Below are 16,520 nucleotides of genomic sequence, written 5' to 3' on the forward strand. Positions count from 1 at the left end.
CCCCTCCCCCAACCCGAACGAGACAGCTCATGAAGCCTTTCATCAACCCTCTCGCGCGGCCGCACTGGCTGGCCGCCGTGCTGCTGTGCGCCGCCACCTTGTCGTTGTCGGCCTGCGGCGGCGATTCGAACGACGGCACGCCGAGCGCAGGCCCCGGCGCCGCTCAGCCGGATCAACCCGGCCAGCCGCCGGCCAACAAGCCGACCCTGCACTGCGCTCCGTAATGCGCGGCTTCCCATCGACTTGCGTTTGAGACCGACATGACTTCCGACACGAACCACGCCAACAACGGCAGCCGCCGCAACTTCCTCAAGATGGCCAGCACGGGCGCGATTTCCGCCGCTGCGCTCGCCGCCTTCCCGCCGTCGATCCGCCGTGCGCTGGCGATTCCGGCCAACAACGCCACCGGCACGATGCGCGACGTTGAACACGTGGTGATCCTGATGCAGGAGAACCGCTCGTTCGACAATTACTTCGGCACGCTGCAAGGTGTGCGCGGCTTCGGCGACCGCTTCCCCATTCCGCTGGCCGGCGGGCTGAACGTGTGGCAGCAGACCTACGTGCCAAGCAGCGGACCGAGCCGCACGGTGCTGCCCTATTACCTCGACAGCAGCGCCGGCAACGCGCAGCGCGTCTCGGGCACCCCGCACAGCTACCCCGATGCCCAAAACGCATGGGACCTCGGCCGCATGAGCAAGTGGCCGACCTACAAGCAGACGCAGTCGATGGGCTACTACAAGCAGGCCGAGCTGGACTTCCAGTTCGCGTTGGCCAACGCCTTCACGCTGTGCGATGCGTACCACTGCTCGTTCCACGGCGGCACCAACACCAACCGCCTGTTCCACTGGACGGGCACGAACGACCCGACCGGCGCTGCGGGCGGCCCGGTCATCGACAACAGCGGCGACCACCTCGACGCCAGCGTCACGTACAACTGGAAGACCTACCCGGAACGCCTGCAGGCTGCCGGCGTGTCGTGGAAGGTCTACCAGAACATGCCGGACAACTTCACCGACAACCCGCTCGCGGGCTTCAAGGCCTACCGCGATGCCAACGCCGCGCGTGGCAACCTGGCCGACGGCACCCCGTTCCCGCCGTACACGCCAGCCGACGAAACCGTCAGCCCGCTCATCAAGGGTGTCGGCAACACCATGCCCGACGGCGGCTTCCTGCAAGCCTTGAAGGATGACATCGCCGCAGGCCTTCTGCCGCAGGTGTCGTGGATCGTTGCACCGGCCACGTATTCCGAGCACCCCGGCCCGTCGAGCCCCGTGCAGGGCGCGTGGTACACGCAGGAAGTGCTCAACGCGCTCACCGCCAACCCGGCCGTGTGGAGCAAGACCGTGCTGTTCATCAACTTCGATGAAAACGACGGCTTCTTCGACCACGTGCCGCCGCCCGCAGCCCCCGCCTATGACAACGGCGTGCTGGCCGGCAAATCGACGGTCAGCACGGCCGGCGAATACCACACGGACCAACACCCCTATGGCCCCGGCCCGCGCGTGCCGATGTACATCGTCTCGCCGTGGAGCCGCGGCGGCTGGGTCAACTCGCAGGCGTTCGATCACACCTCGGTGCTGCGCTTCCTGGAACTGCGCTTCAACGTCCAGGAGACGAACATCAGCGCATACCGTCGCGCCGTGCTGGGCGACCTGACCAGCGCCTTCAACTTCGTCAACCCGAACAACGAAACGCTGCCGACGCTTCCCAGCCGCGACAAGACCACTGCCGACGCCATCCGCACCGCGCAGGGGTTGCAGCCGCAGGTGCCGCTGCCCTCCGTCACGGCGCAGCAAATGCCGACACAAGCCACCGGCACCCGCCCCTCGCGCGCCCTGCCGTACGAGCTGCACGTCAGCGCGCGCGAAGACGTCACCAACCGCGCGCTGCGCCTGATCTTCAGCAACACCGGCACGGCCGCCGCCGTCTTCCACGTGTACGACCGTCTGCATCTGGACCGCGTGCCGCGCCGCTATGCGGTCGAGCCCGGCAAGATGCTCGACGATGCATGGGACGTCTTCACCGCAGACAAGGGCAAGTACGACCTGTGGGTGCTCGGCCCCAACGGCTTCCACCGCGCCTTCTCGGGCGATGTGAGTGCCGTGTCGGCAGCGGGTTCGAGCGCGCCGGAAATCCGCGTGTGCTACGACCTGGCCAACGCCGAGGTCTACATCACGATGATGAACACCGGCACCGCCGGCTGCACCTTCACCGTCAAACCCAACGCCTACCGCACCGACGGCCCGTGGACGTTCGACATCCCAGCCGGCAAGCAGCTCGACCAGCACTGGCCGATCGCGCGCCAGGGCAACTGGTACGACTTTACGGTGACGGTGCCGCAAGGCGGCTTCACGCGGCGCTTTGCCGGCCGGATGGAAACGGGCAAGGACAGCGTGTCCGACCCGGCGATGGGCAACTGAGCCAGCCAGTGAAGTAGAAACATCAGCAGGGAAGAAAACGCGGGCGGCCTTCGAAAGGAGGCTGCCCGCTTTTGTTTCGACGCCTACGTGGGCGTGGTGCACCGGGCGCGCCGCGGTGGGCGTGCGGTGTGTCGTCCTTGGAGGGGCGAAGGTCACGGTTTCGCCCCGACGCTTGCGCTTCCCATCATGACGTTCGAGCCGTTTATCGGCGCGCGTCGGGCTCACACCGTCGTGTGCCGGGGTCAGACCCTCGTGCGCGAGCCTTGGACCGTGATGTTGTGCTCGGATTGACGGACGGCGCCGGCCTCGGACGGTCGCGCTTCACGGTTTCACACTCGCACGTGACCCTCCGACCGTAACGTTCCACGGTTTTACCGTCGTGCGTGAGCCTCAAACAGTAGTGATCCGCAGTTTTACCCTCGTGCGCGAACCTCGGACTGTGGTGTTCCACGGTTTTAGGCTCGCGAGTGATCCCTGGACATTGGGGTTCCATAGTTTCACCCTCGCGCCTGAGTCTTAGAGGGTGACACTCCACGGTTTTACCCTCGTACGTGGGCCGCAGACCGTGAGGCGTCATCGCTTTACCGCCGTGTGCCGGCGCCGCGTCGAGATGCTCGGCCTTCCTACCTTGGGGAGCGAACGGGTGTTGTCGCGTCAGAGCGCGTACTGATACGGAAACAACGCCGCATTGAACCCGCCGAGCGCACGCAGATGCGCCCAGTCGAAATGCGGTCCGGGGTCCGTCTTGCGGCCCGGTGCGATATCAGAGTGCCCCGCGATCGCCGTAATCGGATACGCCGCGCAGATCGCCCGCACGAGCGACGCCGTGGCGGCGTACTGCTCGGGCGTGAAGGACAGATCGTCGGTGCCCTCGATTTCGATGCCGATCGAGAAATCGTTGCAGCGCGTTCGGCCGAAAAAGTCCGACGCACCGGCATGCCACGCGCGCGCGTCGCACGGCGCAAACTGCACGCACTCTCCTGTGCGACGGATGAAGAAATGCGCCGATACGCGCACGCCGCGCAACTGATCGAAGTACGGATGCGCGTCGCAGTCGAGCGTGTTGGTAAAGAAGTCGAGCACGTGATTGGTGCCGAAATCGGCAGCAGTCTGCGCGGGCGGCAGGCTGATGTTGTGCAGCACGATCAGGTCGATCGGCATGCCTTCGGGCCGCGCGTCGATATTCGGCGACGGATGTCGGTGCCCGCCATCGACCCATCCGTCAGCACCGATATGCAACCGTTCAGGCATCGCCGTTCAGCCCATTTCCGGCAGGTTCACCCACGCTGCCAGACGGCGCTTCAATGTCCCGCGGGTCACGGATGCCAAGTTGCTGCATGCGATAGCGCAACTGGCGGAATGACAATCCGAGCAGCTTGGCCGCTGCCGTGCGGTTGAAGCCCGTCTGGTCCAGCGCGGCCAGGATCACGTTGCGCTCGACCGACTCCAGGTAGGCCGGCAGATCGATCGGCAATGCAACGCTCGGCAGCGACGGCTCCGCCGGCTGCGCAACGGGCGCCGGCTCGGGCTGTGCCATCGGTTGCGGCATCCCCAAGGGGCTTGGCACAGGCGCCGGCATGTAGACGGCATCAGGCCAGCTCGTCATCGGCGGCGACATCGGGTGATGGGCGGCTGCGGCAGCCTGCGCCTCGCGCGTGCGGTGGAACAACGGCGAACGCTCGATCTCGGCGCCCAGCGCGCCAAGGTCGTCCACATCGATCGACTCGCCTTCCGCAAACGCGTAGGCACGCTCCAGCAGGTTCTCCAGCTCGCGCACGTTGCCCGGGAACGGGTACGCGCACAGTTGCTGCAGCGCCGGACGCGTCAGGCGCTTGGGGCGCGGATCGCCGTAGCGGCTGGCGAGCTGTTCGAGCAGTACGCCGGCCAGCACGGGCACGTCTTCGGCACGCTCGCGCAGCGTGGGCATGCGCAGCTCCAGCACGTTCAGGCGGTAGAACAAGTCTTCGCGGAAACGGCCGGCGGCCACCAGGCGGGCCAGATTCTGGTGGCTGGCGCAAACGACGCGCACGTCGACCGGGTCTTCGCGGCTCTCGCCGATCTTGCGCACGCGGCGCTCCTGCAACGCGCGCAGCAATTTCACCTGCATCGTGAGCGGCAGGTCGGCCACCTCATCGAGCATGAGCGTGCCGCCATTGGCCGCCTGGAAGAACCCCTGGCGATCGCTGTCCGCGCCGGTAAAAGCGCCTTTCACGTAGCCGAAAAACTCGGCTTCCATCAGGTTCTCGGGAATCGCACCGCAGTTGACCGCCACAAACGGCCGCGATGCACGCGCAGACAGGGCATGCACAGCGCGCGCAGCGCGCTCCTTGCCGCTGCCGGATTCGCCGCTGATCACCACCGGCGCCATGCTGCGCGACAGGCGCATCAGCGAACGGCGCACTTCCTGCATCGCGGCGGAATGGCCTGGCAGCAGGTCGTTGGTGCGCTCCACCAAGTCGGCATTACCGGGATCGGGATCGCGTTGCTGGCGACCCAGCGCGTTGAGCACGAGGCTGCGCAACTGGTCCAGCGAGAGCGGCTTGGCGATGTAATCGAACGCACCGGCCTTGAGCGCTTCGACCGCGTTCTCGGCGCTGCCATAAGCGGTGATGACGGCCACCGGCGTGCGATCTGCCGTGGCAGAGAGCTGGCGCACGAGCTCAATGCCCAGGCCATCGCCCAGGCGCATGTCGGTCAGCACGAGTGCGAAACGCTGGCGCGAGAGCGCCTCGCGCGCTTCGGCCAGCCCGCTGGCGAGCACGACGTCGTGCCCCATGCGGCGCAGGGATATCTCCAGCAGCTCGCGCAGGTCGGCTTCGTCATCGACGACGAGAATGGGTTCGCGAACGATGGCGGCTTTGGACATGAATCAGCAGAAGATCGGCGGAAATTCGCGGCCAGCGGATCATTCCGCTACGGCCAAGGCAGGTTGGTCAAACATCAGGGTGATGACGAAGGCGCGGCGCGGCAATGTGTCGCGCGCCTCCATGGTCAACGCTCCGGTGCGATCGAGCAAGGATTCCAGTGCGATGGCACCGTAACGGATCTGCGCATCGTTGGCGCTACACAACTCGCGGGCCATGTAGAGGCCCAGACCAGTGCCTTGTGCGTCATTCGTGAAGAACGGCTCGAACAGGCTGCGTTGCTGTTCGGTCGGCACTTCGGGGCCGTCGTTCCAGATCACGAGTTCGGCGTGGGTATCGTCCAGCGCGTAGGCCGCCAGCTGGATCGAACCCGGCACACGGCGGCAATAGCGCAGCGCGTTGTCGAGCATATTGCCCACGACCTGCTGCAACTGCGCCGGGTCGAACAGCACGGGCTTGTCCAGGTCGACCGCCACGCGTACTAGGTTCGGGTTGATCTCGGTTGCTTCACCTGCGCGGCGCAGGGCCTCGGCACGCCAGCGCTCGACCACCTCCGGCAGCACCTGCGCCAGTTGCACGCGCACGCGTTCGCCACGCGGGCGGCGCGAGAGCATCAGCACGTCGGCGACCACCTGATCGAGCCGGCGCACGTTGTCACGGATGATGCGCAGCAGGCGCGTCTCCACGCCGGAGCTTTCCGGACGCACGTGTGCGCCGCCATCCTGGCCGTCGCCCGGATCGTCCAGCAGTTCCGCGGCCTGGCTGATCGCGGCCAGCGGGTTGCGGATCTGGTGCGCGACGCTGGCCACCAGCCGCCCCATCGAGGCCAGCTTTTCCTGCTGCGCCTGCTCCGCCACACGCTCCCAGCTTTCCACATGGACCAGCACGGTGTCATGCAACTCGTGGCGCAGAAACGCTTCGTCGTCCACCGACCAGCCCTGTGCGGTGGCCTCGGCCGACGGAATACGTGGACGCATCTCGCCGCCCTCGCCCGGCAGGCCCCGGCCGATCGAGCTGACGAGGCTATCCATATAGACGCTGCGCAGGTTGGCCAGGCTCGGCAGGATGAAGCGCAGGCGCAGGCGAGCGCTCAACATGGCGCGGCCACCCCGGCCGCCCGAGGCAACGGGCAGTAGGTCGAGGATGCGCGGTGCATCGTCGTCACCGGTGCCATCGGTGGGACGGCTCTTGCGGCGCAGCCACTGGCGCAGCATTTCGAGCAGCGGGCGCAGGTGCGGCACGTCCTTCAAGTCAAACAACATCGCACCGCTGCCGACAAACGCGCTCTGTGGCACGCCCAGCAGCATGGCCGCAGCCGGGTTGGCTGCAACGACACGGCCATCGGCACGCACCAGCATCACGCCGTCCTGCATGTCGTAGACCATCAGGCGGTTGACGAGCTGTTGCAGACGCAGCTCGCGCTCGCGGGCCATCGTCAAACGTTCCTGCGCGATCTGGCGATGCGACAGGCCGTACATCATCGACGCGGCCATCATGTAGACCAGGCCGTACAGCCCGGCAGATGCCAGCCCCGGCGCAATCACTCCGTCGCTCATCATCCGCAGGAACGGATCGGCCAGCACCACGATCGAGGCCACGGCCGCCGTGAACAGCGCAAACAGCAGGCTGGTGAGCGCGCCGGCGGCCAGCACGGGCACCAGCAGCACCATCGCCACGCTGGCCGACAGGCGCGAGAGCGTCGCATACGCCAGCCCCAGGAACAGCAGATCGAGCACCACGTCCAGTCGCACGCGGAATTGGAATCGCGTGCGCCACCAGCCGGCCGCCGCCAGAATCAGCTGGGCCATCGCCAGATACGGCAGCGTCAGGCTAAGCAGGGCATCGCTATTGGGCAGGCCGACTGCGTCGTTGTGCTCGCGCGGCACCATCACGAACAGCAACAGCACCAGCGCCACCGCTGCGCGGCTGAAGGCGAAATAGCGCAGCAGGCGCCACTGGAATTCAGGCGGATCGGGCTCCAGCCAGACCGAACGGAGCGCGCGCCAGGCGTTCAGGCGCGAGAGCAGGCTACGCGCGGCGGATGGTGTTGCCCGCACGGCACCCGACGCTTCGGGCGTCACGTGTTGCCTCGGTCAGCATGCTCGGGGCAGCGATAGCGGCCGCCCGGCAGCGCGATCATGCCGGTGCGCGGTGCATGCACGCCGCACACGGCACATTGCTCGATGGGTTGCGAGGCCTGGGGCTCAGGCGTGCGATTGGCCGCGCCCTGCCCGCGCGAGGCTGCCTGGCCCTGCCCCGAAGAGCGGGAGGAACGCGTCCCAAGGCGGCTCAACCACCACCAGCCGGCGAGCAGCATCAGGATCAGCAGGACAGGACGGGACATGGAGAACAGACAAGGACAAGTAACGGCGCAGGCGCCAGGGGCGCACTAGGCGCGATGCAGGATGACTTCGAGCACGAAGCGGCTGCCCACGTACGCCAGCAGCAGGATCGCAAAGGACGCCATCACCCAGCGCAGCGCTACACGTCCGCGCCAGCCGCGAAAACGCCGACCGATCAGGATGCCACCGAACATCGCCCAGGACAGCACGGCAAAGATGTTCTTGTGATCGAAATGGAAGGCGCTGTGGAACAGTTGCTCGGAGAACAGCACGCCCGATGCGATCGTCAGCGTCAAGAGCACGAAGCCCGCGCCGATCAGGCGGAACAGCAGTTTCTCAAGCGTGAGCAGCGGCGGCAACAGATCCAGCCAGCGGCTGAACCAGCTTGCCTCCGGCCGGTTGATCGTATGCAGTCGGCGCTCTGCAGCCAGCATGAGGATCGCGTGGAATGCCGCCAGCGTGAACAGCCCGTAGGCGACGTTGGCAATAGCGAAGTGCAGCTTGAACAGCGGGCTGGCCGCATAGCCGAGAATCTGCGTGCCAGGGAAGACCACCGGCAACAGGCTTCCGACCAGCGCCACCGGCATCACGAGCAGGCCGAGGCCGGCAAGCGAGAAGAAAAGGCTTTCGATCCAGAAAATGCCCACGCCCAGCCACAGCATGGCCGACAGCGCATAGGCAAAGCCAAATACCATGGCGCTGGCCGGGAAAATCGTCTCGTGCAACAGGAACCCGTGCGCGATCAAAGCGGCCAGCAAACCCCAGCGCCACCAGGCCGGGACCGTGTCGGCGGCGCCCGGAGGCGGCGGAACGAGCACCGTGGCACCCGGCGACGGACCACCTGCCGCCATGGCTCCCGCCGGGGCCTGGGCACCCAGCCCACCGCGTCGCGCCCACGCTACCGAAGCGAGGATGCCGTAGAGAAGCGCCGTCAGCGCATACAGTACAATTGCCATTTGCACAGTTTACCGCAGCGCACCCCGGTTTTGGCTGGGGCCTGCCCCCGCCGAAAGCCTCGTTGGGCGGGAACGCAACATGCGCGCATTAAGTACATTCCCTGCCGGTGCAAGCCAAATGCGCGCCGGCCTCCTCTTCATCCCGTCCCCAATTCCGGATCTCTGTCACTGTCATGCTGGATAACCTGACCCAACGGCTTGCGCGCGTGGTCAAGACCATGCGCGGCGAAGCGCGCCTGACCGAAGCCAACACCGCCGAGATGCTGCGCGAAGTCCGCCTGGCACTGCTCGAAGCCGACGTGGCGCTGCCGGTCGTGCGCGAGTTCATTGCCCGCGTCAAGGAAAAAGCGCTCGGCGAAGACGTCATCACGAGCCTTTCGCCTGGCCAGGCGCTGGTCGGCATCGTGCAGCGCGAACTGACGGCCATCATCGGCGGCCAGGAAGCGCTGGAAGGCGTCGGCAGCAACATCATGGGCGGCCGCGCGGCGGAGCTGAACCTCAACGTCACGCCGCCCGCGATCATCCTCATGGCCGGTCTGCAGGGCGCGGGTAAGACCACCACGGTCGGCAAGCTCGCCAAGTGGCTCAAAGAGAACAAGAAGAAGAAAGTGCTGACGGTGTCGTGCGACGTATATCGCCCCGCCGCCATCGCGCAGTTGAAGACTGTTTCCGAGCAGGTCGGCGCGGACTTCTTCCCCTCGCAGCCGGACCAGAAGCCTGTAGACATTGCCGCTGCAGCACTGGACTGGGCCAAGAAGCACTACCACGACGTGCTGATCGTCGATACCGCCGGCCGCCTTGGCATCGACGAGGCGATGATGCAAGAAATCGCCGCGCTCCACGCCACGCTCAAGCCGGCCGAAACGCTGTTCGTGGTCGACGCGATGCTCGGCCAGGATGCCGTCAACACCGCCAAGGCCTTCAACGACACCCTGCCTCTGACCGGCGTGGTGTTGACCAAGCTCGACGGGGATGCGCGCGGTGGCGCGGCGCTGTCGGTGCGTCACATCACGGGCAAGCCGATCAAGTTCGTCGGCGTGGCCGAAAAGCTCGACGGGCTGGAGCCGTTCTATCCCGACCGCATGGCCCAGCGGATTCTGGGCATGGGCGACATCCTCGCGCTGGTGGAAGAAGCCCAGCGTGGTGTCGACATGGAAGAGGCGCAGAAGCTTGCCGCCAAGATCAAGAAGACCGGCGGCTTCGATCTCGAAGACTTCAAGGCCCAGATTGGCCAGATGAAGAAGATGGGCGGCCTGGGCGGCCTGATGGACAAGCTGCCTGCACAGTTCGCGCAGCAGGCGCAGGGTGCCAACATGGACCAGGCCGAAAAGCAGGTCCGCCGCATGGAAGGCATCATCAACAGCATGACGGCCGCCGAGCGTGCCAAACCCGAACTCATCAAGGCGAGCCGCAAGCGCCGCATTGCCGCCGGTGCGGGCGTGCAGGTGCAGGAAGTCAACCGTCTGCTCAACCAATTCGAGCAGATGCAATCCATGATGAAAAAGCTCAAAGGCGGCGGCATGATGAAGATGATGCGCGCCATGGGCGGCATGAAAGGCGGCATGAAGGGGATGTTCGGCGGCCGCTGAGCGGGCTACCCTCCTTCCTGAATCGCACCTTTGATCGACACACCGAACCGTTTCACCGAACTGACACGATGCTGAGCGCAGAACAGGCCCGCGAACTCTGGGCCAACTCCGAAGAAATCGTCAGCGAAGACGCCGTGCGCGGCTCGCTGGACCGCATGGCCGAACAGATCACCGAGAAGATCGGTGACACCTTTCCGATGGTGCTATCCGTGATGGGCGGCGCGGCCGTCTTTACCGGCATGCTGCTGCCCAAGCTGGCTTTCCCGCTGGAGTTCGACTACATCCACCTCTCGCGCTACAACAACAAGACGGTGGGCGGCGAGATGCAGTGGCGCGTGGCACCGCGCGAATCGGTCAAGGGCCGCACGGTGCTGGTGCTGGACGACATCCTCGATGAAGGCGAGACGATGGCCGCCATCCGTTCGCGCATCATCGACATGGGTGCCGCGGAGTTCTATTCCGCCGTGCTGTGCGAGAAGACGCTCAGCAAGTCCAAGCCGCTGTACCCGGACTTCTGCGGTTTCAACGTGCCGGACCGCTACGTGTTCGGCTGCGGCATGGACGCCAAGGGCTACTGGCGCAACCTGCCGACCATCCGCGCGCTCAAGAACACCTGAGGCGGCACCGCGGCAAACAAAAAGGGCGACTAATGTGTCGCCCTTTTTGTTTGCCCACGCCCCGCGTTCAAAGCTGGTGCGCGAACGTGCGGATGCCCTTGAGCAGCATCTCCACCGAGATCGCCACCAGAATCAGCCCCATCAGGCGCTCGAACGCCATCACCGTGCGCTCGCCCACGAGGCGCTGGATGTGCGTGGCGCTCAGTAGCACCACGGCGCACACGGCCATCGTCGCGCACAGCGAGCCGACCCACGTCCACATGCGCCCGGGCGCCTGTGACACGAGCAGCATCACCGTGGCCATCGCCGACGGCCCCGCAATGGCCGGAATCGCCAGCGGCACGATGAAGGGCTCACCGGTGGGCTGCGACTCTGCACCACCTTCACGCGGGAAGATCATCCGCAGCGCGATCAAGAACAGCACGATGCCGCCGGCAATCTGCAGCGACATGTCGGTCAGGCTCATCATGCGCAGGAAACTCTCGCCGAAGAACATGAAGACGAGCAGCAGCACGAACGCAATACCGACCTCGCGCAGCACGACGCGGTTGCGGCGCTCAGGCGCTACCGGCCTCAGCGCCGAGATGAAGATGGGGATGTTGCCGAGCGGATCGGTGATCAGCACCAGCAGGACGGTCGCAGAGAGGAACGTGTATTCCATCGCCCAACGTTGATCAGGCGCCGCGACGATAGGGGCGTTCACGCAGCCATTTGGTGGCGATCCATTTCTCACCGCGCTCGACCGGCAGCCCGGCATGCAGCGTGTCTTCGTCCAGCGTCCCGTCGGGGCGTTTGTAGACGAAAAAGACCGCGTTGCCCTTGACCGGCGCCACCTCCAGCCCGAGCTTCGGAAAGCCCGTCGCGCCGCCGGCCTGCACGCTGTTCAGGTAGATGACCATGGTAGCCACGCGCTGGCCGCCGACTTCAAGCTGGCGTGCCTCGCCGCTGCGGCCCGGGTTGAAGAAGTCGAAGTGCGGCTGATATTCGCCGCCGGGCTGGTAGTTCAGGACCTGGAAGCCTTCGCCGTGTTCGACCGGCACGCCCACGGCCTGCGCGATGCGTGCCTCGATCTTGGCAATCAAGGGATGCTCGCCCACTTGGAACATCCCGCCCTGGCTGGTGCGTGCCGAAATTAGATTTTCCTCGCCCGTATCGGGATTCACCACGGGCGAACGTTTGAGGCGGTTGCGCCCGATCGCGATCAGTTCGTCGCACTCGGCGTCCGACAGAAAGTGCTGGAACAGCACGATGCGCGGCGTTTCGATCGCAAACAGGATGGGGATATCGCCATCGGCGGTATGCACGGCGTTGCTGTTTTCGACCGCCTGATCGGCGACGGGTGTAGGCGAGGGCGCAGCAATCGGAGCGGGCGCGCGGGCGGTCAGTGCCTCATCGACGACACGGCGCGCGAAGGCGCGGTCGTAGCCAGATTGCACCATCGACGCCACCAGGGATTCGGCTTCGAAACCTTCGGTCACGTGACGCTGCAGCCAGTCGCGCAGCGCGTCAGACATCGTCGCGTACGGTTGGGAGGTGGACATGCGGGATGGAGATGCGGGCGAGCGAAAGATGGCCCTATTGTAGGCCGACCGTTCGTCGACTGAAGATCACGAACCGCCAGCCGGACCGCCAGCAATACGCAGCGGCGAGAACGGATTGCGCGCCGGCACTTCCGGCAACGCCTTGGCACGCGGAGCGGGCCGAAGGGGCTCGGCAGGAACCGGCGCAGACACCGTCATCGCGCTCGACTCCTGATATTGCCAGCGCTTCCAGGCGGCCAGCACGGCATTCGGATATTGCGGCTGCCCCCGGCTGCCGTTGTAGCGGCCCAGCGCCAGATACAGATTGCCGCCTTCCATGTCGAGGTAATGACGCAGGATCGTGCAGCCATAACGCAGGTTGCTCTGCAGATGGAAGAGCTTGCGCGCGTCGTTATCGCCGATGCTGCGTGTCCAGAACGGCATCACCTGCATCAGGCCCATGGCACCGGCACTGCTCATGGCGTACTTGCGGAAACCGCTTTCCACCTGGATGAGGCCGAGCACCAGCGCCGGGTCCAGGCCTGCGCGCTTGGCTTCGTAATACGCCGTCTCGATCAGCTCGACGCGTACCGATGCCTGCGGAATCTTGCCCGACATGCGCACCGACATCTCGGCCAGCCAGCGCAGGTAGCCGAGTTGTTCGTCGTTGCTGGCAAAGACCGGGCGCAGCGGGCGGCTATCGGCCACTGCGGCAGACAGCGCACTGCGCACGGAGTCCGCCAGGTACTCCTCTTTCTGGGCGCCCGCCCACGCCGCCTGCGTGCCCGCGAGCAACGCCCCTGCGCACAGCGCAGTGGCGATCAGGCGGGCGGAGAACAAGCGGGGCATGCGTGGTGGGTCCTGTCGTTGCGTTATTGCGCGAGACGCGCCTTCAGCGTAGCCAGCACGTCGGCCGGTGCCACGGCGGTGGCAGCTTCGTCGCGGCGGCCCTGGAATTCCAGCTTGCCGTCCTTCAGGCCGCGGTCGCCCACCACCACGCGGAACGGCACACCGATCAGCTCCCAGTCGGCGAACATCGCGCCGGGGCGCTCGCCGCGATCGTCCAGCATCACGTCGATACCGGCGGCGACCAGTTCGGCGTGCAGGCGGTCCGCTTCTTCGCGCACGGCGTCGGAGCGGTCGTAACCCACCGGGCAGATCACCACCTGGAACGGCGCGATCGACGCCGGCCAGATGATCCCGCGCGCATCGTAGTTCTGCTCGATGGCCGCACCCAGAATCCGCGTGATGCCGATGCCGTAGCAGCCCATCACCATCGGCTGGGTCTTGCCGTTTTCATCGAGGAACGTCGCGTTCATCGCCTCGGAGTAACGCGTGCCCAGCATGAAGACGTGACCGACTTCGATGCCGCGGCAGATGGCCAGCGTGCCCTTGCCATCCGGCGACGGATCGCCCGCCACCACGTTACGTAGGTCGTAGACCTCGGGCTCGGGCAGATCGCGGCCCCAGTTCACGCCAGTGAAGTGGTAATCCTCTTCGTTGGCGCCGACCACGAAATCACTCATGGCAGCCGCCGTGCGATCGGCCACGACCTTCACCGGCAGCTTCGTGCCGATCGGGCCGAGATAGCCCGGGCGCGTGCCGAACGCGCGCAGGATTTCACCTTCGGTGGCAAAGCGGAAGTCGGCCAGGCCGGGCACCTTCGATGCCTTGACCTCGTTGAGTTCGTGATCGCCGCGCAGCAGCAGCAGCCAGATCTGGGGCTCTCCGCCCTCGACTTCGGTTGCCAGCACGATGGATTTGATCGTGCGCTGCAGCGGGATACCCAATTGTTCGGCCACGGCCTCGCACTTGGCGCGACCCGGCGTATGCGTCTTGGTAAGCGCCTCGGTGGCAGCCCCACGCGGCGCGGCCGGAGCCACGGCTTCGGCGGCCTCGATGTTGGCGGCGTAGTCCGAATCTGGGCAATAGATGATGGCGTCTTCGCCCGTGTCGGCAATCACGTGGAATTCGTGCGAGCCAGACCCGCCGATGGCGCCGTTATCGGCGGCCACCGCACGGAATTCCAGGCCGAAGCGCTGAAAGATGCGCGTGTAGGCGTCGTACATCTTCTGGTACGACACCTTCAGGCCCTCGGCGTCGCGGTCGAAGGAGTACGCGTCCTTCATCGTGAATTCACGGCCGCGCATGATGCCGAAACGCGGGCGGCGCTCGTCACGGAACTTGGTCTGGATCTGGTAGAAATTGACCGGCAGTTGCTTGTACGAGCGGATTTCGGTGCGGGCGATGTCGGTCACCACTTCCTCCGACGTCGGCTGCATGACGAAGTCGCGCTCGTGGCGATCCTTGAAACGCAGCAGTTCGTCGCCCATCTTGTCCCAGCGGCCGGTCTCCTGCCACAGCTCGCCCGGCTGTACCACCGGCATCAGCACTTCCACCGCGCCAGCGGCATTCATTTCCTCACGCACGATCTGCTCAACCTTGCGGATCACGCGCAACCCCACGGGCATATACGTATAGAGGCCCGCGCCAAGCTTCTTGATCATGCCGGCACGCATCATCAACTTGTGCGAGACGATCTCCGCGTCGGCGGGCGCTTCCTTGAGCGTGGAAATGAAGAATTGGGACGCTTTCATGCGACTGACAATAAGGGATGACGCGGCCAACCAAAGCCGCGAAAACAAGGGCAAAAGCCACCGGAATCAGGAGATGAGACGAGGCGCCGGGCGCACATTCGCGCAATCGGCACCCCTCCCCCAGGAGGCGCGAGTGAGCGGCAACATTTCGGCGTCTGTGACAGCCGAGCGACGGGCCGCTCTATAATCGGCGTAATTCTAAAGTATTCGAGGTGCAGTCATGCTCGATCGTGAAGGCTTCCGCCCGAACGTCGGCATCATCCTCATCAACGCAAGAAACGAGGTGTTCTGGGGCAAGCGCATTGGCGAGCACTCCTGGCAGTTTCCACAAGGCGGCATCAAATACGGCGAAACGCCCGAACAAGCGATGTTCCGCGAACTGCACGAAGAAGTCGGCCTGTTGCCAGAACACGTCCGGATCGTCGGTCGCACGCGCGACTGGCTGCGGTATGAGGTGCCGGACAAGTTCATCCGCCGCGAAATTCGCGGCCATTACCGGGGCCAGAAACAGATCTGGTTCCTGCTGCGCATGGTCGGTCGCGACTGCGACATCCAGCTGCGCGCCACCGAGCATCCGGAATTCGATGCGTGGCGGTGGAGCCAGTACTGGGTGCCGCTCGAAGCCGTCATCGAGTTCAAGCGCGAGGTGTATCAGTTAGCGCTGTCGGAGCTTTCGCGCTTCGTGCAGCGGCAGACGCGCGCACCGCTCTCGCCCTACGGGCGCGGCGGGCAGCACCGTGAGCGCGACGGACGTGATGCGCGCGATCACCGTGAACGTTCTGGCGGCCAGAGCGGCCGAAACGAGCAGTACGCCCAGCCAGCCCTGACCGTCACCACCACGACGGTCATCGTCGAAACGGTGAGCGTATCCGCACCTGCCCCCTCCTCTCCCAACCCTGACGACACGGCTCCTAAGGACAATTCGTGAATTTGATGACGACGACACGTGGAGCGCGCCGCGCTCTCGTGCCGCTCGCGCTGGCGGCTGCGCTGGCGTTGACGGCATGTGGCCATAACCGCACCGGCGACCTCGAAGACAAGCTGTTGATGGACCCATTCAACGACAAGCCCTTCAAGGAAGACGCTGTGACCTTCCCGGCCCCGCCGGTCGATCGCGATGCCGTGCCGTTCGATGTGGGCGGCCGCAATGATTCGCCGCTGCGCTTTGCCATCGATCCGAAATCGGTGTCGATCGGCAAGGACAACGTAGTGCGCTACACCGTGCTGATCACCAGTAAGACCGGCGCGCGCAACGTGAACTACGAAGGCCTGCGCTGCGACACGGCCGAGCGACGCATCTATGCGACGCTGCGCAATGACACCAACCAGTGGGTCGGCAACCGCGCGGTCGACATGAACGAAACCGCGAATGCTGAATCCGCCAGCATGAACGCCTACAAGCCGGCCACCGATTGGCAGCGCGTTGGCAATGGCGGGCCGACGGACTACGCGTCGGCGCTGATGCGCTCTTACTTCTGCGACGTGCGCTCAGTAGCGGGAGATGGAAAGGCTTCTACGCTCGTGCAACGGTTGGGCGGCAGCGGGCGCTATTTCGGGCCGTAAAGAGCGCGGGGTATTTGGATTGGGCCTTGGTGGTCCACTGTCCCTTCGCTCC

The 16,520-nt window shown here is 65.4% G+C and carries 15 protein-coding genes; 6 read left to right on the forward strand and 9 right to left on the reverse strand.

All coding sequences use genetic code 11. The features are described 5' to 3' along the window. Window positions 1-29 precede the first annotated feature (29 nt). A complete protein-coding gene (locus tag BG83_RS0124060; protein WP_024979146.1) occupies window positions 30-224 on the forward strand; it encodes a hypothetical protein in 195 nt (64 codons plus the stop codon). Window positions 225-260: 36 nt separating this feature from the next. Beyond that, window positions 261-2,420: a phosphocholine-specific phospholipase C gene (locus BG83_RS0124065; protein WP_024979147.1), complete on the forward strand. Its 2,160-nt coding sequence runs from the start codon at window positions 261-263 to the stop codon at window positions 2,418-2,420. 654 nt (window positions 2,421-3,074) lie between these two features. On the opposite strand, the gene ampD is transcribed toward BG83_RS0124065, so the two are convergent. From ampD to BG83_RS0124090, 5 genes are read right to left on the reverse strand one after another with little or no spacing between them, the layout of a single operon-like run. Continuing rightward, on the reverse strand, window positions 3,075-3,671 hold the full coding sequence (gene ampD, locus BG83_RS0124070) for a 1,6-anhydro-N-acetylmuramyl-L-alanine amidase AmpD (protein ID WP_024979148.1): 597 nt from the start codon (window positions 3,669-3,671) through the stop codon (window positions 3,075-3,077). Next, the gene (locus BG83_RS0124075; protein ID WP_024979149.1) at window positions 3,664-5,286 is read right to left on the reverse strand and encodes a sigma-54-dependent transcriptional regulator; all 1,623 of its coding nucleotides are present in this window, start codon (window positions 5,284-5,286) and stop codon (window positions 3,664-3,666) included. The genes ampD and BG83_RS0124075 overlap by 8 nt, the downstream gene beginning before the upstream one ends. Window positions 5,287-5,325: 39 nt before the next feature. After that, on the reverse strand, window positions 5,326-7,365 hold the full coding sequence (locus BG83_RS0124080) for an ATP-binding protein (protein ID WP_024979150.1): 2,040 nt from the start codon (window positions 7,363-7,365) through the stop codon (window positions 5,326-5,328). Next, the gene (locus tag BG83_RS0124085) at window positions 7,362-7,628 is read right to left on the reverse strand and encodes a hypothetical protein (protein WP_024979151.1); all 267 of its coding nucleotides are present in this window, start codon (window positions 7,626-7,628) and stop codon (window positions 7,362-7,364) included. The genes BG83_RS0124080 and BG83_RS0124085 overlap by 4 nt, the downstream gene beginning before the upstream one ends. 45 nt (window positions 7,629-7,673) lie before the next feature. Continuing rightward, window positions 7,674-8,582, reverse strand: a complete 909-nt coding sequence (locus tag BG83_RS0124090; RefSeq protein ID WP_024979152.1) for a cytochrome C assembly family protein — start codon at window positions 8,580-8,582, stop codon at window positions 7,674-7,676. A gap of 173 nt (window positions 8,583-8,755) precedes the next feature. Between BG83_RS0124090 and ffh the strand changes: the two genes are divergently transcribed. Continuing rightward, entirely contained in the window at window positions 8,756-10,171 is a 1,416-nt protein-coding gene (gene ffh, locus BG83_RS0124095) for a signal recognition particle protein (RefSeq protein ID WP_024979153.1), read from the forward strand. A gap of 68 nt (window positions 10,172-10,239) precedes the next feature. Continuing rightward, a complete protein-coding gene (locus tag BG83_RS0124100; RefSeq protein ID WP_024979154.1) occupies window positions 10,240-10,788 on the forward strand; it encodes a hypoxanthine-guanine phosphoribosyltransferase in 549 nt (182 codons plus the stop codon). Between the two features lie 67 nt (window positions 10,789-10,855). Here BG83_RS0124100 and BG83_RS0124105 read toward each other — a convergent pair whose 3' ends face one another. The 4 genes from BG83_RS0124105 to BG83_RS0124120 all read right to left on the reverse strand — a co-directional run bounded on the left by BG83_RS0124105 (window position 10,856) and on the right by BG83_RS0124120 (window position 14,905). Then, the gene (locus BG83_RS0124105) at window positions 10,856-11,449 is read right to left on the reverse strand and encodes a MarC family protein (protein WP_024979155.1); all 594 of its coding nucleotides are present in this window, start codon (window positions 11,447-11,449) and stop codon (window positions 10,856-10,858) included. Window positions 11,450-11,462: 13 nt separating this feature from the next. Continuing rightward, window positions 11,463-12,329 (reverse strand): 2OG-Fe(II) oxygenase, encoded by an 867-nt coding sequence (locus BG83_RS0124110; RefSeq protein WP_024979156.1) that lies wholly within the window; start codon window positions 12,327-12,329, stop codon window positions 11,463-11,465. Window positions 12,330-12,395: 66 nt separating this feature from the next. Then, the gene (locus tag BG83_RS0124115) at window positions 12,396-13,157 is read right to left on the reverse strand and encodes a lytic transglycosylase domain-containing protein (RefSeq protein ID WP_024979157.1); all 762 of its coding nucleotides are present in this window, start codon (window positions 13,155-13,157) and stop codon (window positions 12,396-12,398) included. A gap of 23 nt (window positions 13,158-13,180) precedes the next feature. Then, complete coding sequence (locus BG83_RS0124120; protein ID WP_024979158.1) at window positions 13,181-14,905, reverse strand: proline--tRNA ligase; 1,725 nt, start codon at window positions 14,903-14,905, stop codon at window positions 13,181-13,183. A gap of 220 nt (window positions 14,906-15,125) precedes the next feature. Between BG83_RS0124120 and BG83_RS0124125 the strand changes: the two genes are divergently transcribed. Together BG83_RS0124125 and BG83_RS0124130 are read left to right on the forward strand one after the other, a co-directional pair. Further along, a complete protein-coding gene (locus BG83_RS0124125) occupies window positions 15,126-15,833 on the forward strand; it encodes an RNA pyrophosphohydrolase (protein ID WP_024979159.1) in 708 nt (235 codons plus the stop codon). 5 nt (window positions 15,834-15,838) lie between these two features. Then, on the forward strand, window positions 15,839-16,468 hold the full coding sequence (locus BG83_RS0124130) for a CNP1-like family protein (protein WP_024979160.1): 630 nt from the start codon (window positions 15,839-15,841) through the stop codon (window positions 16,466-16,468). Window positions 16,469-16,520 lie beyond the last annotated feature (52 nt).

The sequence above is a fragment of the Ralstonia pickettii genome (assembly GCF_000607165.1).
GTDB classification, from domain to species: Bacteria; Pseudomonadota; Gammaproteobacteria; order Burkholderiales; family Burkholderiaceae; genus Ralstonia; species Ralstonia holmesii.